The organism is Microbulbifer okhotskensis (genome assembly GCF_023895975.1).
Taxonomy (GTDB): Bacteria; Pseudomonadota; Gammaproteobacteria; order Pseudomonadales; family Cellvibrionaceae; genus Microbulbifer; species Microbulbifer okhotskensis.
On the sequence record NZ_JALBWM010000039.1, the window covers coordinates 1 to 20,860 of the forward strand.

The following is a 20,860-nucleotide window of genomic DNA, read 5'->3' on the forward strand; positions in this document are numbered from 1 at the left end:
GAGCAGTACAGTGACTATGGGGCTATAGCTGTATGAAACTGTCCGAAGTGTTGCTTTAATGCAGCAGGCGTTTAATAAATTATCTAGGTCTGGATAGGTTTTATTTTGGTGAGTAAATTCTAACGTTTTCAGGATTTCGGGCCTGAGCCTGTATTATGCAGTGTAAAAATTATAGTTGGTTTTTGTATTGATTCGTCAAAATCCCCTTGGTCAAATGTAACGACTGGCATAGTCATTACTCGAACTTGTATGTTGGCGGCTTTGGCCTGTAAATAGGTCGCGTAAAAAGAAGCTATAGATATAAAGATAGCGCAAAGAGCAATGACTAAGTTGAGTCTTTCGCTATTAAGAAATTTCATTTTTGGGGGCCTTTAACTAAGCAAGGGTGACTTATAATTTTTCTGATATTGTGCTGTAGGGTTAACGCAGTACCCTGTTAATAGATTCACCCAGATCCTGGTCTTGATGGCGCACTTCATTGTCTCAATAGTGCTACTTGGACTGCCTCTTCGCTGGTTTTTAGCTGCGCAGCACTAATGTTATGCAGGGATATCAGCGTGCTGGGCAGTAGTCTATTTCTATTGACAGCTTTTGGGCACTTGATTGATAACAATTTCCAAGTGGGGAGCAGAAACAGGAAGAAACAGTAATATTCCATCTTTCGTTATTGAGTTTTTCCCATAGTTCAGAGGTTGCATTTCCACGAGAGATCGCAAAAAGAGTGTATTCATCTTGCGCTGGAACTATAAATTCTCCTCTTTCTCCAGACCACAGGCCGCCGTTCCTTGAGAGAGTGTAAGCTGAATTGTCTTTGGCCTCCGAGATTCTCTTTTGCATTATTTTGACTTCTTCATTGCAGCAGGCCATTAGTAGATCATAGTAATTGGAATAGCTTTTGCCATTGTAGTGATATGCAATAGATTTCAGGACGCCTGGACCTAAGCCTGCGTTTTGAAGGTGGAAGCCGATAGAATTCGGGTTGGTTTTATCCTCTGTATCATAATTTGAGTGAGTAAACCTAACTACCGGCATAGTCATAATTTTCAGTTGCTGGTTGGCAGCTTTAGCTTGTAAGTCTGCAGCCTTGGCTTGTAAATATGTGGCATAAAATGATGCGAGAGAAATCATAATTGCACTGAAGGCAATGACTAAATTTAAGCGGTCCCGATTTAAAAATTTCATGATTGACTGGGCCTACCTACCAGTTATGTTTTATGAGTGGATAGGGGCGCCGACTCTGAGCTCGACACCCCCATCGTTGCTGACTAATTAAGCAGCGTTTTCAAAAATTTTCCGGTATGAGAAATCTCCATTTCTGCAACGTCTTCTGGTGTGCCCGTCGCAATAATTTCGCCACCACCGGAGCCGCCTTCAGGGCCTAGGTCGACAACCCAGTCTGCCGTTTTGATGACATCCAGGTTATGTTCGATCACGACAATGGTATTGCCGTGATCGCGTAGACGGTGCAATACATCGAGTAGCAACTGAATGTCAGCGAAGTGCAGGCCAGTGGTAGGCTCGTCGAGGATGTAAAGAGTTTGGCCGGTGTCTCGCTTGGATAGCTCTCGTGAGAGCTTTACCCGCTGTGCCTCACCACCGGAAAGGGTGGTAGCAGCTTGGCCGAGCTTGATATAGGAAAGGCCTACATCTATCAGTGTCTGCAATTTTTTGGCAATGGCTGGTACTGGATCGAAAAATTCCCGTGCATCCTCCACGGTCATTTCCAGTACTTCGTGAATATTTTTACTTTTGTAGTGCACTTCTAAGGTTTCGCGGTTGTAGCGCTTGCCATGGCAGGTGTCACAGGGCACATACACATCTGGCAAGAAGTGCATTTCCACCTTGATCACGCCATCGCCCTGACAGGCTTCACAGCGTCCACCCTTGACGTTAAAGCTGAAGCGGCCGGGTTTATAACCGCGTGAGCGGGCTTCCTGAGTGCCGGCAAATAAATCGCGTATTGGTGTGAATATCCCGGTATAGGTAGCGGGATTGGATCTGGGGGTGCGCCCAATGGGGCTCTGATCGATATCGACACACTTATCGAAGTGCTCCAGCCCGAGTACGGCCTTGTAGGGTGCTGCCTTCAGTGTCGTGGCCTTGTTCAGTGCTGTAGCGGCAAGAGGGTACAGGGTGGTGTTGATTAGGGTGGATTTACCGGAACCGGAAACGCCCGTTATGCAGGTAAACAACCCCACCGGAATTTCCAGGTCTACGTTTTGTAAATTATTGCCGCTGGCGCCCTCGAGACGCAGCATATAATCGGGATCTGCAACGAAGCGTTCTTCCGGTATGGCAATTTTTTTCTTGCCGGAAAGATACTGGCCGGTGAGGGACTTCTTGCACTTGGCAATTTTATCTGCAGTACCCGCAGCGACGACTTCACCACCGTGCACGCCCGCACCGGGGCCGATATCGACAATATAATCGGCGCTGCGAATGGCGTCTTCGTCATGTTCCACTACGATCACGGTGTTACCGATATCGCGCAGGTGAGTGAGGGTGTTGAGCAAGCGTTCATTATCCCGCTGGTGCAGGCCGATTGAGGGTTCATCGAGAATGTACATGACGCCCACGAGGCCAGCGCCGATTTGGCTGGCCAGGCGAATACGCTGTGCCTCACCGCCAGATAGGGTTTCCGCGCTGCGGTTCAAGGTCAGGTAATTGAGACCCACATCGACGAGGAAACGGAAGCGATCGCGCAGTTCCTTCAGGATTTTATCGGCAATCTCTTTTTGAGCGCCCTTGAAAGTCAGCTGGTGGTCAAAATAATTGAAGGCGTCACCCACCGGAAGTTCGGTGATCTGCGCCAGGGTGTGGTTATCGATAAATACGTGGCGCGCCTCGCGGCGCAGGCGCGTGCCCTGGCACTCGGGACATTTCTGGGTGCTCAGGTATTTGGCCAGCTCTTCACGTACTGATTGGGATTCGGTATCCCGGTAGCGGCGCTGGAAATTGGGAATAATGCCTTCGAAGGTGTGCTGGCGCACCGTGACATCGCCGCGGTCGTTGACATAGCTGAAGTCGATCTCTTCGTCGCCACTGCCTTGCAGAATGGCCTTGCGGTGGGCCTTGCGCAGTTTCTTCCAGGGCTTGTCCAGGTCGAAGCCGTAGTGCTCAGCGAGGGAATCGAGCATGTGGTAGTAGTATATATTTCGCCGATCCCAGCCGCGGATGGCGCCTTCGGAGATACTGCTCTCCGAGTCAATAATCACCTTGTCCTCATCGAAGAACTGCTTGACCCCCAGGCCGTCACAGCTGGGGCAGGCGCCGGCGGGGTTGTTGAAAGAGAACAGGCGTGGTTCCAGTTCGTCCAGTGAATAGTCACATACCGGGCAGGCGTGGCGGGCGGAGAAGAGCCGGTCCTCCTGGTTGTCGTCCATAAAGCTGATAGAGACGATACCGTCGGTAAGGTTCAAGGCGGTCTCAAAAGACTCGGCCAAGCGCAATTGCAGGTCTTCGCGAACCTTGAAGCGATCGACCACCACCTCGATGGTGTGTTTGCGGCGCTTGTCGAGCTTGGGGGTGTCATCCAGGTCGCAGATAACTCCGTCGATGCGGGCGCGCACAAAGCCGTCACGGCGCAATTGTTCGAAGACATGAAGGTGCTCGCCCTTGCGGTCGCGCACTATCGGCGCCAAAAGCATGAGTTTGGTGCTTTCCGGAAGGGCCAATACCTGGTCCACCATCTGGCTGACGGTCTGGGCTTGCAAGGGCTTGTCGTGCTCGGGGCAGCGGGGTTCGCCGACGCGGGCAAACAGCAATCTGAGGTAGTCATAAATCTCGGTAATGGTACCCACGGTGGAGCGTGGATTGTGAGACGTGGATTTTTGCTCGATAGAGATGGCTGGGGAAAGCCCCTCCACGGTATCCACATCGGGCTTTTCCATCATCGATAGGAACTGTCGTGCGTAGGTGGAGAGTGATTCCACATAGCGGCGCTGGCCCTCGGCATAGAGGGTATCAAACGCCAGAGAGGACTTACCGGAACCAGACAGTCCGGTAATCACGATCAATTTATCGCGGGGAATGTCCAGATCGATATTTTTCAGGTTGTGGGTGCGGGCACCCCTTACATAAATCGTGTCCACGCTCTACCTATTAGCTGCTAATACTGGGCCGGGCCTCGGTCTTGTTTCGCGCGGGGCGATCACAACTGCGGTGCCGGACAAACAGCCAAGTATAAACTCGCTACCCGATGTGCGAAAATTGTCTTTCGCAATACCCGACATTCAGGTAGATAGCATTTGATGATTCCTGTGATTCTCTGTGGCGGCACTGGCTCGCGTCTGTGGCCGCTCTCCCGTGAGGCTTACCCCAAACAGTTTCTGCCCCTTATCGGTGGAGAAACGATGTTGCAAGCGACAGTGCGACGGTTGGAGGGCATTCAGCAAATACAGGCGCCAATCCTGGTATGTAACGAAGAGCATCGTTTTGCTGCAGCAGAACAGCTGCAGGAGATTGGCCGTGGGGCGCAATCCATCCTGCTTGAGCCCTGTGCACGCAATACCGCCCCGGCAATTGCCCTGGCGGCCCTGGCGGCCTTGGAGTCAGGCGCAGATCCTTTGTTACTGGTGTTGCCGGCAGATCATGCCGTGGCCGATGTTGCCGCTTTCCAGCAAGCCGTGCAGTCGGCACTGGCCCTGGCAGAGCAGGGGCACCTAGTCACTTTTGGCATTGTGCCGACCCGTGCTGAGACTGGCTATGGCTATATTCGTCGCGGAGATGTTTTGGCGGGAAATGCCTGGAAAGTGGCTGAATTTGTTGAGAAACCCAATGCTGAAACTGCTGAGTCGTATATAGCTGGGGGTGAGCACTCCTGGAATAGCGGTATGTTTTTATTCCGGGCTTCTCGCTATCTGGAGGAGTTGGGGCAACACCGTGTAGATATTCTCGCCGCTTGTCGTAGCGCCTACAAAAGCGCGGTGCGGGATCTGGACTTCACCCGGGTAGACCGGGATGCCTTTGCTACCTGTGCCGACGAATCGGTAGATTATGCGGTAATGGAGCCGACGGAGTCCGCTGCGGTTGTGCCTATGGATGCCGGCTGGAGTGATGTGGGCTCTTGGCAGGGGTTGTGGGAGCTGGCCGAGAGGGACGCGAATGAGAATCTGCTGCAGGGGGATGTATTACTCGAGGACTCCGAGCGCTGCCTGGTCAGAGCAGAAAGTCGTCTAGTTAGTCTTCTCGGTGTCAAGGATCTGGTTGTTGTAGACACGGATGACGCCCTGCTGATTGCTGACCAGCAGAGGGTGCAGGAAGTCAAAAAATTAGTGACTAAACTCCGGGGCCAGGGACGCAGTGAAGCCCAGCGCCACCGCAAAGTTTACAGGCCTTGGGGTTATTACGACTCCATTGATGCCGGGCCGCGCTTTCAGGTCAAGCGGATTGTCGTTAAGCCGGGACAACAGCTGTCCTTGCAGATGCACCATCATCGCGCGGAGCACTGGATTGTCGTGCGCGGTACGGCCAAGGTGACCCGCGGTGAAGAAGAAGTTTTAATCACGGAAAATCAATCGACCTACATCCCCTTGGGAGTGGTCCATCGGCTGGAGAATCCCGGCACAATCCCTCTCGAGTTAATTGAAGTGCAGTCTGGTAGTTATTTGGGGGAGGATGACATAGTGCGCTTCGATGACGAGTACGGCCGGGGATAGATTTGGGGAAACTTGTGTCTGTTTTCTCTACAGCCCGGGGGCGGCTCACTGTACAATGCGCGCCCTATTTGATGCTGTTCCGGGATTTGCATGAATTCCATTGAGCGCCGAGCCCTTGGTGGGCTGGCTTCATTGTATGTCTTTCGTATGCTGGGCCTGTTTATGGTCCTGCCTGTCCTCATGGTCTACGGTGAGGGCTATCGTGACAGTACGCCGATGTTGTTGGGACTGGCGATGGGTGCCTATGGCCTAAGCCAGGCATTGCTGCAGATTCCGTTAGGCCTCCTTTCCGACCGCTGGGGGCGAAAACCGATTATTTATGCCGGCCTGGCCCTTTTTGCCCTGGGTAGTGTTATTGCCGCACTGACCGACTCTGTATATGGCCTCATTGTGGGGCGCGTGCTGCAGGGGTGTGGGGCTATCGCCGCTGCAGTGATGGCACTGGTTGCCGACCTCACCCGCGATGAAAAGCGCGGTATCGCCATGGCGATTATTGGGGCATCGATTGGTGTCGCGTTTATGCTGGCTGTGATTTTGGGGCCAGCACTGGCGGGTGCTGGTGGCTTGCCGGCTATTTTCTGGGTGACCGCAGTACTGGCCCTCTTGGGGGGACTACTGGTGTGGCGAGTTGTGCCAACGCCCCAGGTGCCGCGCCGTTCTGCGGTATACAGTAGCGGCTTCCAAACAGTTCTCCGCAGTCGCTTTGTCTGGCGCCTGGTCTCCGGAGCTTTCTTTTCCCACCTTCTGCTTACTGCACTATTTGTTGCCTTGCCATTGGTCTTGGTCGATAGGCTGGGGTGGCCTGCGGGTGAACACTGGAGATTGTACGGTCCGCTAATGCTCGGTACCTTTGTGTTGATGTTGCCACTGATGCGGGCGGCGGAAAAAAGTGCTCGGGTGCCTCTCGCTCTTAATCTGGCCTGCCTGGCATTAGCGGGGGGCAGTGCAGCCCTGCTGCCGGTAAGTGGTGGGATACTGGTAGTCTTATTGGCAGCGTTCTTCACTGGTTTCAATTTACTTGAAGCTCTCTTGCCGGCGCAGTTGACCCGGAAAGCACCGGCGGATGCTCGCGGGGCGGCCACTGGCCTTTATGCGACTCTGCAGTTTTTTGGTACTTTTGTCGGTGGCACACTGGGTGGGTTTCTGTTTGGTCTGGGGGGCGCCAGTGCGGTGGCGGCGCTGGGCTTTACTGTGCTGCTGGCCTGGATACTGTTGTGGTGGTTACTGCGCGAGTAGATGGAAAGGTAGTGCTTACTAACTGAGAAGCTCTGCTGTATCCTACTGGATAAAAATACAATATTTGTCGTGGGTGCTATTTTGCGCTTACGGCTGTCAACGCACTTGATAGTTTAATGTGATTATTGCCCAGGGCGAGACCCGGGTTGAAGAGAGGAGAGGGCCATGGCCAGGGGTATTAATAAAGTAATTTTGATTGGAAACCTGGGGAATGACCCGGAAACCAAATATATGCCGAGTGGTGGTGCTGTGACCAACGTAAGCCTGGCTACCAGCGAAAGCTGGAAAGATAAGCAGACAGGTCAACAGCAAGAGCGTACTGAGTGGCACCGAGTGGTATTTTTTAACCGTCTTGCTGAGATTGCCGGTGAATACCTGCGCAAGGGCTCCAAGGTTTATATTGAGGGTTCACTACGCACCCGTAAATGGCAGGACAAAAGCTCTGGCCAGGACCGTTATACCACTGAAATCGTCGCCAGTGAGATGCAGATGCTCGACGGCCGCGGTGAGCAGGGTGGCTTCGGTCAGGGTATGGGGGGTGCAGGAATGGGTGCAGCAGCAGCGGGTGGTCAGTCCATGGGTGGCGCTGGTGGTTTTGAGCAGCAGGGTGGTGGTTTCCAGGGCGGCTACCAGCAAGGCGGCGGGCAGGGGCGTACAGCTCCCTCTCCGGTGGCGCCTAGCAATCAACAGCCCAGCAATCAACAACCTCCCAACCAGGGGCCTGCTGGTGGTTTTGATAACAGCTTTGACGACGATATTCCCTTCTAAGAACTGGTCTTACCAGTGTCTGAATTGAATACAGGCTATATGCCGGACACCGTTGCCATTATCACTGCGGGTAATGAAATTGACGGCGCCCTGCAGAAGCGACTGCAGCGCGTCGGCTTTCGTATACAGCAGCTGGCGCCCACGGAGCTTGATCAACTGCGGCCGGGCTCGATTGTGATTAATGCTTCCGCCTGCGTTGATAACCGCGATATGCCAGAGGTGTTGCAGGTTTGTGCGCAGCTCTCTGGGGCAGCATGTAAGCACATCATACATCTCTCGTCATATCAGGTGTTTTCTGGCGGCGAGCGTCGTCGTTATGATGAAGATGAGCCGGCTGATCCGCAGTCCTCCAGCGGACAAAATTGGCTAGCTTGTGAAGCAGCGTTTAGTGGCTTGCAAGACCTGACGGTCTTGCGCTTCGGTTGGATGGTTGATAGTGCTCAGGGCGCCTTACTCGCGCGTATCTTGCGTGGGTTTGTCTTGGGTGAAGCGCTCGCGCTGGACGATCGTATCAGTGGCAATCCGGTTACGGTAGTTGATATGGCGCGTGTAGCTGTTGCCACTGCTCAGCAGCTTGCCAGTGGGGCCGAGGTTTCAGGTATTTATCATTATGGGAGCACCGACAGCTGCACCGCAATGGAATTTGCTTTGGAGGTTGTCGAGCGTGCCCAGGCTTTTTGCGATGAGGAACGGTTGGCCCAGTTTACCTCGCTTGAAGATGGGGGTGAAAAGCGGGATCGTAGTATCGTCCTGGCATGTGGGAAGCTGAGAGACGTATTTGGTATCCAGCAGCGCAGTTGGCGGCAGGGATTAACTCGCCAAGTTGAGCTTTGGTTGGAGCGCTTGAATCTGCAGGCGGAGTAGCATTCGAGAGCGGCGGCACGCTCCTCAGTGCTAATAATGAAAAGGGCGCTAAAAGCGCCCTTTTTTTGTATCAAACTTTGTCAAAAATCAGGCAGGCATTGGTTCCACCGAAGCCAAAGCTGTTAGACATTGCTCGTTTGATCTCACTCTCACGCAATTCACTAACCAGATCCATTCCTTCAGCCGCTGGGTCGAGGTTTTCGACATTGGCTGAGGCGGCAATAAAATTATTCTGCATCATTAGGAGGCTGTAAATAGCCTCCTGGACGCCCGCCGCACCGAGAGAGTGGCCGGTTAATGACTTGGTTGAAGCGAATGCAGGAACCTTGTCTCCGAAGACATCGCGCATCGCTTTCAACTCGGCGATATCTCCCACAGGCGTTGAGGTGCCGTGAGTGTTGATATAGTCCACGTTGCCCTTTAGGCCATTGCCATCCATACCGGCTAACGCCTGTTGCATACAGCGGGCTGCACCTTCGCCGCTGGGGGCGACCATGTCGTAGCCATCGGAGGTCGCGCCGTAGCCAGTCAGCTCAGCATAGATGGTCGCGCCTCTAGCCAGGGCGTGCTCCATTTCCTCCAGTACCAGGCAACCGCCACCACCGGCGATTACGAAGCCGTCACGGTCGGCATCATAGGGGCGGGAAGCGTGGGTAGGGTTGTCATTGTACTTGCTCGATAGTGCGCCCATCGCATCAAACAGGTGAGTCAGGCTCCATGCGAGCTCTTCACCGCCGCCGGCGAAGACCACATCTTGTTTGCCCATCTGGATCAGCTCGGCGCCGTGACCAATGCAGTGTGCGCTGGTGGCACAAGCTGAAGAAATACTGTAATTAACCCCTTTGATTTTAAAAGGGGTGGCGAGGCAGGCTGAGACGGTGCTGCCCATCACCTGAGGTACACGGTAGGCTCCGACCCGACGTACACCTTTTTCTTTCAGTGTGTGGGCGGCGTCTATGATTTGCTGGGTGGATGTGCCCCCAGAGCCCATGACGATGCCGGTACGTGGGTTGGATACATCGCTCTCTTCGAGGCCGGACATATCAATGGCCTCGCGCATGGCAATATACGCATAGGCGGCGGAATCGCCCATAAAACGCAGCTGCTTACGGTCGATATGCTCCTTGAAATCAATATCTACCGGCCCAGCCACCTGGCTGCGCAGACCCAGTTCCCGATATTCCTCTTGGAAGCGGATGCCGCTCTGGCCCGATTTGAGTGATGCGGTAACTTCTTTCGTGTTGGTACCGATACAGGATGTAATGCCCATTCCGGTAATGACTACCCGACGCATAGTGGTCTCCAGCATAGCTTGTTGGCAGAGGACTTCATGATTTCTACCGGTATTGGTTTTAAACGAGTTTAAAAATTATCGGTACGGGTAAACAAGCCTACGCGAAGATCCTTTGCTGTGTAAATTTCCCTTCCATCAACAGAGACACTACCGTTGCCAATACCCATAACCAGTCTCCGCTCAACGATCCGGCTCACTTGGACATGATAAGTCACCTTTTTGCTGGTGGGGAGAATTTGGCCGGTAAACTTGACCTCGCCACAACCCAACGCACGGCCGCGGCCAGGGTTGCCTTTCCAGCCCAAAAAATAGCCTAATAGCTGCCACATGGCATCCAGACCCAGGCATCCGGGCATGACGGGGTCGCCGGGGAAGTGACAGTCGAAGAACCAGAGGTCGGGCTGAATATCAAGCTCGGCGATCAACTCGCCTTTGCCGAAGGCTCCGCCTTCTTTGGAAATATGGGTGATGCGGTCCAGCATCAGCATATTGGGAGCCGGCAGTTGGGCATTGCCCGGGCCGAACATTTCACCGCGGGAGCAAGTCAGAAGTTCCTCTCTGGTATACTCACTTTTTTGTACGAAATTACTCATCATTTCCCCGTTAGTGGGTGGTTATGCAATTAAGAGTGGGCACTTTTGCAAGAGCGGGCATTCTAAGGGCTGTGCGTCGCTTGTCCAGTCAGTCAGGAGGCTTTTTGTGACTGGCGTGAGAATTACCCTCACAAATACTGGCTTTTTAGCACGCTAAAACCCTAATTTATTTGGCTGGTTCAGGTTTTTATCCTCGGGGAAATCACATTTTGGACCAAGTCTAACGTTATCGTGTGTAAGTGCTCGTACCACGACGCTATGATAAGTTGCAGCCCTGCGCGGGGGAGCGCTGATTTAAATGTTATTTGGGGGAGCATAATGCTCAAGAAATGCCTATTTCCGGTTGCTGGCTACGGTACTCGTTTTCTTCCTGCCACTAAGGCAATGCCGAAAGAGATGTTACCTTTGGTTAATAAGCCGCTGGTCCAATATGGTGTAGAAGAGGCCATTGAGGCGGGGCTGTCTGAAATCGGTTTTGTCACTGGGCGCGGCAAGCGCGCGATTGAAGATCACTTTGACACCAACTTTGAGCTGGAGCACCAAATCGCAGGTACGGGTAAAGAGCGTTACCTGGATTCAGTGCGCCAAGTCATCGATAAAGCCAGCTTCTCTTATACCCGCCAGGGCGAAATGCGGGGTTTGGGGGATGCGATTCTCCAAGGGCACCGCCTGGTGGGGGATGAGCCGTTTGCTGTCGTACTGGCTGACGACTTGTGCCTGAATGCAGATATGGGTGTGTTAGGACAAATGGTCCAACTTTATAAGCAATTCCGCTGCAGTATCGTCGCTGTTGAGGAAGTGCCGAAGGAGCAGATACATAAGTTTGGTGTGATCGCCGGCAATGAAATCAAGCCAGGCCTGTATCAGGTCACTGATATGGTTGAGAAGCCTGCGGCAGAAGAAGCGCCGAGCAATATGGCGATTATAGGCCGCTATATTTTGACCCCGGATATTTTTGACCTGATTCGCGATACACCGCCGGGGAAAAATGGCGAAGTTCAGATCACCGATGCGCTTCTGGCACAAGCCAAACAGGGGTGCGTATTGGCTTATGCTTTCAAAGGACGCCGCTTTGACTGTGGGTCTGTAGACGGCTTTATTGATGCGACGAATCACGTCTACGAAAACGTGTATTTACCCGAGCAGTTGGCCCAGGAGAAAGGCCAGTGAACGAGCTGACCTGCTTTAAGGCCTATGACCTTCGTGGCCGGGTTCCAGATGAACTCAATGTCGATGTTGCCTATCGTGTGGGCCGCGCCTTTGCCCAGTTTTTAGACGCTCGTCGAGTGGTAGTGGGACACGATATCCGACTTACCAGTAGTGAGCTGACTGATGCATTGATAAATGGCTTGCGCGATGCGGGCACTGATGTGTTTCATATTGGTGAGTGCGGTACAGAAGAGGTGTACTTTGCCAATTTCCATGGGGGGTTTGATGGTGGTATCTGCGTTACTGCCAGCCACAACCCGATGGACTACAACGGTATGAAGTTTGTCCGGGAGGGCAGTAGTCCGATTAGTGGCGATACTGGCTTATTGGACATCAAACGCTTGGCCGAGGAAAACAACTTTAGTCCAGTGGAAAAGAGAGGTGATTTGCAGCGATTTGAACACCGCGCCGATTTTGTACAGCATTTGCTGGGCTATATCGATAGGGCTGCCTTAACCCCCCTAAAGCTGGTGATCAATGCAGGTAACGGTGGGGCGGGTGTTGTTGCTGATGCCCTCGCACCGCATTTACCGTTTGAATTTGTCCGGGTGCATCACCAGCCCGATGGTAACTTCCCCAATGGAATTCCCAACCCAATATTACCGGAAAACCGGGCTTCCACTGCCGAAGCGGTGCGCCAGAGCGGCGCTGATTTTGGAATAGCGTGGGACGGTGATTTTGATCGGTGTTTCTTCTTCGATGAAAGCGGTGATTTTATCGAAGGGTATTACGTTGTTGGTCTGCTCGCAGAAGCGTTTCTGGCAAAAAATAAAGGTGCCAAGGTTGTTCATGATCCGAGGCTGCTCTGGAATACGGAAGATATTGTCAGTTCTGCCGGTGGAGAACCCGTGCAAAGTAAAACCGGGCATGCCTTTATCAAGGAGCGCATGCGGAAGGAAGATGCCATTTACGGCGGTGAAATGAGTGCGCATCATTACTTCCGTGACTTTGCTTACTGTGACAGTGGCATGATCCCGTGGTTGCTAGTCGCTGAGCTGGTAAGTCGCAGTGGTAAGCCCCTGTCACAGCTAGTTGGGGAGCGTATGGCTGCATTTCCATGCTCGGGGGAAATCAATTCCAAGGTGCAGGATGCCGCAGCGTTACTGAAAACGGCTGAGGAAAAATATGGTCCCGCTGCGGAAAGTGTTGAGCACGTGGATGGACTGAGCATCGCGTACCCCGAGTGGCGATTTAATCTGCGAATGTCAAATACTGAGCCGGTGGTTCGATTGAACGTAGAATCCCGGGGAGATGAGGCATTGATGCGAGAGAAAACAGAGGAGCTGCTTCAACTGATTGGTTGACGTCCAGCTACTGGTATTACCTCGAGAAAAGCCCTGCATTTGCAGGGCTTTTTGTTTTGGGGGTTGGTATCGGAGTTTAGAGGGCGAGTTTTCTGTGAAGCCCGTCTGCACTCAAATACACATTACGAAATTCGGGTAACGGCTTGGATTGGGCCTTTGGGGGGGGTTGACGTGTTGGGCAAAGATCTGCCACTGACTATTGACGCGGACACCAACGATAGAGGCAAAGTCTGTGTAAGTGTGATGGTAGGGTTTAAGTGAAGATTGCCCAAAGGACCTTTGAATTTTTCCAAAAACCCAGAATTTCCCGCCGTTGATAAGGGCATTGTGGGTGGAGAGACCGTTTAGTCCCTCTTTTGCTCTGGGGCGAATATGTGCAACTACAGGCATATTTGCGTTGTGGCCACCAATGCAGAAACAGCAATCACTGAGCTGTCCAGTAACCATAATATCGGCGCCACTGCGCATTTGGCAAGGTTCTATACGGTCAATAGAAAAGGCTTCTTCCCGGTCAATCATCCGGATGTTGTGTACCTTGGCGGTAATTGGGTCGCCAATGAAGATTCCCATGGGGTCGAAGGTGAAAGACTCGTTTGGCAAGCCCTCGCCAGACTGGCTCTGAGTGTAGGCCCCGAATTGATAATCCATTACCCCAGTTTTTGAGTAGCCGGTAATCTTCACCAGATTATTTTTCAAAAATAATTCGAGGTATTTTTTCAGTTGATACAGTGCAGTAGAGCTTCTCACTTCCTGATCTCTCTATACCAATTGCAGTTTGGTTTATTATTTGTTGCCCGGGTAAAGTCGAAATTTATAAGATAAAATACCGGGCGGAACAATCGTACCGAATATTGGCTGGCTTATGGAAAAAGGTGCGAATGGAGGGGCGGATTGGGTCAAGAAAAATCGGCCCGGTGGGTAAATTGCAGTAGCGACAGGGCAGGGTATACCGGGTTTTACTGGGATGTTTTTACCCAGACTGCTACTGCAATCTGGGCTGCTGTTGTTTTAAACGTTTCTTTCTATGGCGAAGCTCGCTAATTGCTGCAGAGCTGTTTTTTGTTCGCTGCCGGGCATAAACGCAAGCTGCTCTTTAGCATCCTCTACCGCAGCGCGAGCACGCTCCATGGTGTAGTCGAGAGCACCGCAGGCCTCAATAGCTTCGACAATTTGGGGCAGTTTCTCTGCGCTGCGCTGTTTGATCGCTTCTTTAACAAGTTGAGCTTGCTCTGTACTGCCGTTGGCCATGGTGTAGATCAACGGCAAAGTTGGCTTGCCCTCGGCTAGATCGTCACCCACATTTTTACCCAGTTCCTCTGGGTTACCACGATAGTCGAGGGCGTCATCAACCAGTTGGAAGGCGAGCCCCAGATAGCGGCCATAAAGCTTCAGAGAGGCTTGCTCTTCGCTGGAGCAGCCAGTCAACACCGCTGCAGTTTCACAAGCGGCTTCGAACAAGGCGCCGGTCTTCTTGTGGATAACGATGAAATAATTTTCTTCGCTCACCGTTGGATCGCCGGCATTGACCAGCTGCTGGACCTCGCCCTCGGCAATGGTGTTGGTGGTGTCGGATAGGATCGCCATAACACGCATGTCTTGCAGGGCGATCATCATTTGAAATGCGCGCGAATAGAGAAAATCTCCTACCAGGACGCTGGGAGCGTTGCCCCATTTGGCGTTGGCGGTGAGGCGGCCACGGCGCATATCGGAGGTGTCTACCACATCATCGTGGAGTAGAGTGGCAGTGTGGATAAATTCGATAATCGTAGCGAGGTCGATATGGCCTTCACCGCGATAGCCGCAAGCCCTGGCGCAGAGTAGTACCAGGAGTGGACGCAAGCGCTTACCTCCAGCTTCTACCAAATAGTGGCCTATATTTTCCACCAGGGGGACATCCGAGTGCAGTTGGTCGAGGATGCGCTGGTTGACCGCGGCAAAGTCTTCGGCGGCGACCTTGTGAAAAGGCAGCATGTGGGAGTTCCTTATACGACTGGATTGGACACCTCCCGGGGTCCGGGTGGTGAAGGGGTGCTATTGTATCAACCCGGCGAATTGATTAGAATCTGCGCCCCGCCATTTGCGGGCCCTTTGCGGCTGTGGGGCCGCTTAGTGAATAGATGTTAAACAAACGGCGCAAGCTCCAGAAACGCGGAACAGTGACTTTTTAGTCCTCCCGCTGCTTCGTGTCGTCCATACCGGAGCATAGAAATATGTACGCAGTTTTTGAGAGCGGTGGCAAGCAACACCGTGTAGAAGAAGGCGAAGTTCTTCGCCTGGAGAAGCTGGAAGTAGCTACTGGCGAATCCATCGATTTTGATAAAGTGTTGATGGTGGTCGATGGTGACAATATCAACATTGGCGCCCCCGTCGTAGGCGGCGCTAAGGTGTCAGCTGAAGTGGTAAGCCACGGCCGCGGTGAGAAGGTGACCATCATCAAATTCCGTCGTCGTAAGCACTCCATGAAGCGCCAGGGCCACCGTCAGTGGTACACCGAAGTTAAAATCACTGGCATCAAGGCATAGAGGAGTAACGACTCATGGCACATAAGAAAGCTGGCGGTAGTACGCGAAATGGTCGCGATTCCGAGAGTAAACGCCTGGGCGTTAAGCGCTTTGGCGGTCAGTCTGTAGCAGCAGGCAACATCATCGTTCGTCAGCGTGGTACCAAGTTCCACGCCGGTGTTAACGTTGGTATGGGCAAGGACCACACCCTGTTCGCCACTGCGGACGGCGTTGTGAAGTTCGAAGTGAAGGGTCCCAATAGCCGCAAGTTCGTTTCTATCGAAACTGCTTAAGCGGCCACAAGCCCGAGCTTCATAAAAAGCCCCGCAATAGCGGGGCTTTTTTGTTGGATAAGCGCCGCTTACGGTATTGGGAAGTTGGGGTGGCAGGTGCCCGCCAGGGGCGGCTTGTCGGCTGGTATGATGATAAGGGTATACGAATTTGTATACCGGGTGAGACAACCGCTGTGGCGGTGGAGTGATTATGAAGTTTGTCGATGAGGCGCCCATCTCTGTTCAAGCAGGTAAGGGGGGCAATGGCTGTCTGAGCTTTCGCCGGGAGAAGTTTGTTGAGAGAGGGGGTCCTGATGGTGGTGATGGTGGTGATGGCGGCTCCGTTTATCTGAAAGCCGACGATTCCCTAAATACCTTGGTGGATTACCGTTACCAGCCCCGCTACGCGGCGGAGAGCGGCCAGTCTGGCCGCGGCCGCAATTGTACCGGTGCCAAGGGTGAGGATCTGGTGCTGCTGGTGCCGGTCGGTACCACGGTCATTGATGTGGATACCGGTGAGACAATCGGCGATATGACGGAAGCCGGTGGCCTCCAGCTGGTTGCCCAGGGAGGTTTCCACGGTCTTGGTAATACTCGCTACAAATCGAGTACCAATCGGGCGCCCCGTCAGACCAGTAATGGCAGTGAAGGTGAGATGCGCAACCTCAAACTGGAGCTCAAAGTACTGGCAGATGTGGGAATGTTGGGGCTACCAAATGCGGGAAAATCCACTTTTATTCGCGCGGTTTCAGCAGCCAAGCCTAAGGTGGCGAAGTATCCCTTTACCACTCTCGTACCCAATCTGGGGGTGGTACAGGTGCAGAAGCACCGCAGTTTCGTGATAGCCGATATTCCGGGCTTGATTGAGGGTGCGGCTGAAGGGGCGGGTTTGGGTATTCGCTTCCTGAAGCATCTGACTCGTTGTCGCGTATTATTGCATTTAGTTGATTTGGCTCCCTTTGATGGTTCTGACCCAGTGGAGAACGCTCGCGCCATTGAACGTGAACTGGTTAGCTTCAGTGGCACCCTGGCAGGGCGTGAGCGTTGGCTGGTGTTGAATAAAACAGATCTGGTACCCGCCGCAGAACTGGAAGAGCGTTGTCAGGCGGTTGTGGATGCGTTGGGGTGGACTGGCCCTGTTCTGCGTGTGGCTGCTATTCGCAAAGAGGGTACAGAAGCTCTCAGCGGTCGCTTGATGGATTACCTGGAAGAGCGTCAGGGCATGGAGGCGCGTGATCCAGACTTGGCTGAGGCGGAGCTGGAGGCGCAGCGCCAAATGCAACGCGAGGCCCGTGAGCGCATTGAGCATCTGCGGGAAAGCCACCGCGCCAAGCGGAAAGCGGCCAAAGGGCAAGTGGATGATGATGAAGACTGGGATGACGATGATCAAGATGTCGATATCGAATACCGTTCCTGAGTTACTGTAGGGCGAATTGAAGCGCTCTCGGCATAGTCGGTTTCTAGTGGCTGAAAAATAATTTTGTCCTGAGGGGGAAGCATGGAGTCCATAGCAGTATCCCGCCGGGGGCTCTCCAGAGCCAGGCGCTGGGTGATAAAAATCGGTAGCGCTTTGCTGACCAATAATGGTCGTGGAGTGAACGATGAGGCTATCTCTGCCTGGGTTACGCAGATGGCCGGTTTGCGTAAGGGGGGTGTAGAGGTCGTATTGGTTTCATCGGGTGCTGTGGCTGCGGGCATGGATCGGCTGGGCTGGCGTCGCAGGCCTGAGTCTATCCATCAGTTGCAGGCGGCGGCTGCAGTGGGGCAAAGTCATTTGGTGCAGGTTTACGAGCAGGCTTTTGGTCGCTTTGATATTCGTAGTGCCCAGATTCTGCTGGACCACGATGATCTTTCCAATCGCACCCGATACCTGAATGCGCGCAGCACCTTGCGAACCCTCCTTTCTCTGGGTGCCGTGCCCATCGTTAATGAAAATGACACCGTAGTCACTGACGAAATACGTTTCGGTGATAACGACACGCTGGCGGCCCTGGTTGCGAATCTGGTAGAGGCGGATGCGCTGCTGATTTTAACGGATGCAGACGGGTTGTTTACGGAGGACCCTCGGGATAACCCTGATGCGGAGTTAATTGGGGAGGCCTCTGCATTGGATGCCAGGCTTCTAGATATGGCGGGAGGCTCTCGTAGCGGCTTGGGTCGCGGCGGTATGACGACCAAGGTGCGTGCAGCCCAGCTTGCGGCGCGTTCAGGTGCGAGTACTGTGATTGTGGGGGGCGCTGCGGAGGCGGTAATTGAGCGGGTTTGCGCAGGCCACTCACTGGGTACCTTGTTACTTCCTGAGGCCGACCCCTTGGCTGCTCGCAAGCGCTGGTTGGCTGGGCAGTTGCAGGTACGCGGCAGCCTGGTGGTGGATGGTGGTGCTGAGGTTGCTCTGACTGAGGGAGGCGGTAGCCTGCTGGCGGTGGGTGTTACTGCTGTGGAAGGGCGTTTCAGGCGTGGCGACCTGGTTTCTTGTCGGAATAGTGTGGGTTGTGAAATCGCTCGGGGTTTGGCTAATTACGATAGTAGTGATAGCGGTAGAATTCTCGGTCAGTCATCGGAGCGCTTTGTCGATCTTTTGGGTTATCGGGATGATGACGAGTTGATTCATCGGGATAATCTGATCCTACTGTGAGGCGAAGCGGCAGGCACAAAAAAGCCCCGCCGTGCGGGGCTTTTTTGTGCCTGCCGTCTAATAGATTAGGCGGCTAGAGCTTTAACCTGAGCATTCAGGCGGCTCTTGTGACGAGCAGCTTTATTCTTGTGAATAATGCCTTTGTCTGCCATGCGGTCGATAACGGGAACTGCTTCTGCGTATGCAGTCTTTGCTGTTTCAGCGTCGCCTGCATCGATGGCTGCAACTACCTTCTTGATGTAGGTGCGCACCATGGAGCGCAGACTGGCGTTATGCATGCGGCGCTTGTCGTTCTGGCGCGCGCGTTTCTTCGCTTGAGGTGAGTTGGCCACCGGTTGCTCCTGTCTGGAATCTGTAAATCTGTAACTAACAGGCCCTTGGGCCCGATCGGGACGCGACATTATCCCCACAGTTGGTTGTTTGTCAACCATCGAGAGGTCAGTCGGAAGAATAAGTCCCCAATCTGCAGTGCGGTTACTTTGCGGGCAGCTTTAGGCTGAACGTTACTCCGCAGCCGTCTTCGTGGTTGCAGGCCTGTAGCTGGGCGCCATGGAAGTCGGCGATCAATTTGGCAATATGCAGCCCGAGCCCCAGATGGCCAGCATTATCGCCGTCATTGCGCACTGATACGAGAGAGTCGAATAGCTTGTGTGCATAACCATCGGGTAGCAGGGGGCCGTCATTGCTCACCGCAACCAGATAACTCCCTGGCCCCACCGCTGCCGACAGTCGGATTTCACTGCCTTCGCAGGCGAAGCTGCAGGCATTGTCCACCAACTTGTCCAGCAGTTGCGCCAGTAGTTCCGGCGCACCGTCACAGGGCAGCTGCCCCTCTGGCTTATCGAGCTTAAACCGGTGTCCGGTATGTGCATCGCTATAGCACTGGGTCATTACTTCGAGTAAATCCGCGAGATCGAACGATTCCCGTTCCGCTTGATGGATACTGGCCTCGAGATTGCTAGCTGCGGAGAGGCTGTTGAGAATGCCGGAAAGCCGCGCACTGCCGTCCATGGCGCGCTCGGCATAGCGGCGACTGTGTTCATCGAGCTCGCCGGCAGCGAGGTTATCCAGAGAGGAGCGAACCACCGCCAGTGGCGTCCGCAATTCGTGCGACAGTTTGCTGGCGAGGGTGCGCAGATACTGGTGATATTGGTCCAGCTCGCCGAGTAGGCTGGCAAAGGCTCGATTCAAAGCACCTAGCTCATCTCTGGCTTTTGAGTGAGGAAAATTGCCACGCAGTTTGCCACTTGAGTCCACGGCGCTGCGAGCAGCGCGATGGAGCTTGCGCACACGCCAGGACAGCCAGCTGGCGTACCCGAACAGAAACAGCAGGGCTGTGGCGGCGGCGACGCAACTGATTAACCACAATCGATGGGCGGCGCCCTCAGTTACCGATTGCATCGCCTCGCCGGATTGGAGAACCAGTACCTGTCCGAGTACGGGGCGCTCGACCACGTCATCGGCGCGGGTGATGACAGGCATGCTAACCGCACCGATTCGAGATCGCAGGGGACCGGCAAACCACTGTTGCTGCATTGTGCGGTTATTGCCGGAAGGTAAGGGCAGTTTGTTTTCGGGGAGTTGTGGTAGCGCTTCCCAGGATAAAAGTTTGCGGTAAACCCAACTGCGCAGCCAGGGGCTTGGCTCTGGCTTGGCGGAGCGGAGCTGGCCGTTGCTGGCGAGGAGAAAGCCTTCGCTGTCCACGATAGCCAGACGCAGCCCGGGTCGTGCGAAGTGATCGAGTTCCGCCTGAAGTTTCGGCAGGGGGCCAACCAGGCGGCCTGGTTGGCCGTCGCTTGGTAGCGTACTGGCACTGTGTTTGGGAGTGGAACCATCGCTGCTGACCCGGTCGCGAATGCGGATGGCCAGCGAGCCACCGGTCAGAGCTTGAGGCATCGCCAGTTCAAGCTGGTAGCCTTTAGCCGAAGTTGTCCAGCGACCGCGCAGGCGCAGTTCCCGCTCATAGCGCCCCTCCCTTGGATTGTGCCACAGCGCGCTGACAGAGCCCTGACTGGCGACGGGCAGGGTGTAGTGTTGCTCGGCGGTAAAAAGCTCAACGGTGTCGCCACCAGCGATAAGGTCTGTGCGGGGGTCTCGGTAGGCTGGGCTGGAGTCGGCGACGGTGAGCAGGAAGTAGATCTGATTGCCTACTTGTCCCAAGGTAACTTGACCCAGAGGTGACAGTTGCTGATCGTGCAGAGTCCTGGGTTCCAACTCCCGGGAGCGCCAGTCACCCCCGTAGCCGTCGACTCTGGGGGCGGAGGGCATGGGGCTCAGGTACAGTTGGGCCCCCGGAGGGCGCGATAGGCGGAGAGGGTCTGGGGCGATTAGTTGTGGTGCGCTGGCAAGGCGCGCGGCGATTGCCGCCGCAGTTGCTTCGATGGCTTGGATTTGTCCCTGAGCGAGAGCTGTATCCACTTGGCGAAGATATTGGCAGCCGGCCCAGGGCAAGGTGAGAGCGACAAGGCTGACAAGCAGAAGTTGGCGGCGTAAGTTCATGGCTAAAATTCTTAGGGTTTTACGCGGA

The 20,860-nt window shown here is 54.1% G+C and carries 18 protein-coding genes; 10 read left to right on the forward strand and 8 right to left on the reverse strand.

The genetic code is table 11. The features are described 5' to 3' along the window. Positions 1-552 precede the first annotated feature (552 nt). Together MO867_RS10650 and uvrA are read right to left on the reverse strand one after the other, a co-directional pair. A complete protein-coding gene (locus MO867_RS10650) occupies positions 553-1,182 on the reverse strand; it encodes a hypothetical protein (protein WP_252466458.1) in 630 nt (209 codons plus the stop codon). An 83-nt stretch (positions 1,183-1,265) separates the two neighbouring features. After that, positions 1,266-4,091 carry an excinuclease ABC subunit UvrA gene (uvrA, locus tag MO867_RS10655; RefSeq protein ID WP_252466461.1) on the reverse strand — a complete coding sequence of 942 codons (2,826 nt, stop codon included), beginning with the start codon at positions 4,089-4,091 and terminating at the stop codon, positions 1,266-1,268. 159 nt (positions 4,092-4,250) lie between these two features. Between uvrA and MO867_RS10660 the strand changes: the two genes are divergently transcribed. From MO867_RS10660 to MO867_RS10675, 4 genes are all read left to right on the forward strand, one after another. After that, a complete protein-coding gene (locus MO867_RS10660; protein ID WP_252466464.1) occupies positions 4,251-5,657 on the forward strand; it encodes a mannose-1-phosphate guanylyltransferase/mannose-6-phosphate isomerase in 1,407 nt (468 codons plus the stop codon). A gap of 90 nt (positions 5,658-5,747) precedes the next feature. Next, a complete protein-coding gene (locus MO867_RS10665) occupies positions 5,748-6,893 on the forward strand; it encodes an MFS transporter (protein WP_252466466.1) in 1,146 nt (381 codons plus the stop codon). 165 nt (positions 6,894-7,058) lie between these two features. After that, positions 7,059-7,661 carry a single-stranded DNA-binding protein gene (ssb, locus tag MO867_RS10670; protein ID WP_252466467.1) on the forward strand — a complete coding sequence of 201 codons (603 nt, stop codon included), beginning with the start codon at positions 7,059-7,061 and terminating at the stop codon, positions 7,659-7,661. 15 nt (positions 7,662-7,676) lie between these two features. Then, complete coding sequence (locus MO867_RS10675; protein WP_252466468.1) at positions 7,677-8,525, forward strand: sugar nucleotide-binding protein; 849 nt, start codon at positions 7,677-7,679, stop codon at positions 8,523-8,525. 70 nt (positions 8,526-8,595) lie between these two features. On the opposite strand, the gene fabB is transcribed toward MO867_RS10675, so the two are convergent. Both fabB and fabA read right to left on the reverse strand, forming a co-directional pair. After that, on the reverse strand, positions 8,596-9,819 hold the full coding sequence (gene fabB, locus MO867_RS10680) for a beta-ketoacyl-ACP synthase I (RefSeq protein ID WP_252466469.1): 1,224 nt from the start codon (positions 9,817-9,819) through the stop codon (positions 8,596-8,598). Positions 9,820-9,887: 68 nt separating this feature from the next. Next, positions 9,888-10,412 carry a 3-hydroxyacyl-[acyl-carrier-protein] dehydratase FabA gene (fabA, locus tag MO867_RS10685; protein WP_252466470.1) on the reverse strand — a complete coding sequence of 175 codons (525 nt, stop codon included), beginning with the start codon at positions 10,410-10,412 and terminating at the stop codon, positions 9,888-9,890. A 318-nt stretch (positions 10,413-10,730) separates the two neighbouring features. Here fabA and galU point away from each other — a divergent pair, with 318 nt between their 5' ends. Together galU and MO867_RS10695 are read left to right on the forward strand one after the other, a co-directional pair. Next, positions 10,731-11,582, forward strand: a complete 852-nt coding sequence (gene galU / locus MO867_RS10690; protein ID WP_252466471.1) for a UTP--glucose-1-phosphate uridylyltransferase GalU — start codon at positions 10,731-10,733, stop codon at positions 11,580-11,582. After that, positions 11,579-12,925 carry a phosphohexomutase domain-containing protein gene (locus tag MO867_RS10695; protein ID WP_252466472.1) on the forward strand — a complete coding sequence of 449 codons (1,347 nt, stop codon included), beginning with the start codon at positions 11,579-11,581 and terminating at the stop codon, positions 12,923-12,925. Before galU ends, MO867_RS10695 begins: the two co-directional genes overlap by 4 nt. Positions 12,926-13,036: 111 nt before the next feature. Here MO867_RS10695 and MO867_RS10700 read toward each other — a convergent pair whose 3' ends face one another. Together MO867_RS10700 and ispB are read right to left on the reverse strand one after the other, a co-directional pair. Next, positions 13,037-13,672 (reverse strand): hypothetical protein, encoded by a 636-nt coding sequence (locus tag MO867_RS10700; protein ID WP_252466473.1) that lies wholly within the window; start codon positions 13,670-13,672, stop codon positions 13,037-13,039. Between the two features lie 261 nt (positions 13,673-13,933). Then, on the reverse strand, positions 13,934-14,896 hold the full coding sequence (gene ispB / locus MO867_RS10705; protein WP_252466474.1) for an octaprenyl diphosphate synthase: 963 nt from the start codon (positions 14,894-14,896) through the stop codon (positions 13,934-13,936). A gap of 239 nt (positions 14,897-15,135) precedes the next feature. On the opposite strand from ispB, the gene rplU reads away from it, so the two are divergent. From rplU to proB, 4 genes are all read left to right on the forward strand, one after another. Continuing rightward, positions 15,136-15,447 carry a 50S ribosomal protein L21 gene (rplU, locus tag MO867_RS10710; RefSeq protein WP_252466477.1) on the forward strand — a complete coding sequence of 104 codons (312 nt, stop codon included), beginning with the start codon at positions 15,136-15,138 and terminating at the stop codon, positions 15,445-15,447. A gap of 14 nt (positions 15,448-15,461) precedes the next feature. Next, complete coding sequence (gene rpmA, locus MO867_RS10715) at positions 15,462-15,719, forward strand: 50S ribosomal protein L27 (RefSeq protein ID WP_252466480.1); 258 nt, start codon at positions 15,462-15,464, stop codon at positions 15,717-15,719. A gap of 190 nt (positions 15,720-15,909) precedes the next feature. Next, complete coding sequence (cgtA, locus tag MO867_RS10720) at positions 15,910-17,115, forward strand: Obg family GTPase CgtA (RefSeq protein WP_252466481.1); 1,206 nt, start codon at positions 15,910-15,912, stop codon at positions 17,113-17,115. A gap of 81 nt (positions 17,116-17,196) precedes the next feature. Beyond that, entirely contained in the window at positions 17,197-18,333 is a 1,137-nt protein-coding gene (gene proB, locus MO867_RS10725; protein WP_252466482.1) for a glutamate 5-kinase, read from the forward strand. Positions 18,334-18,398: 65 nt separating this feature from the next. Here the strand turns inward: proB and rpsT are convergent, their stop codons facing one another. Then, a complete protein-coding gene (rpsT, locus tag MO867_RS10730) occupies positions 18,399-18,665 on the reverse strand; it encodes a 30S ribosomal protein S20 (RefSeq protein WP_252466483.1) in 267 nt (88 codons plus the stop codon). A gap of 142 nt (positions 18,666-18,807) precedes the next feature. After that, positions 18,808-20,832 (reverse strand): ATP-binding protein, encoded by a 2,025-nt coding sequence (locus tag MO867_RS10735; RefSeq protein WP_252466484.1) that lies wholly within the window; start codon positions 20,830-20,832, stop codon positions 18,808-18,810. Between the last annotated feature and the right edge of the window lie 28 nt (positions 20,833-20,860).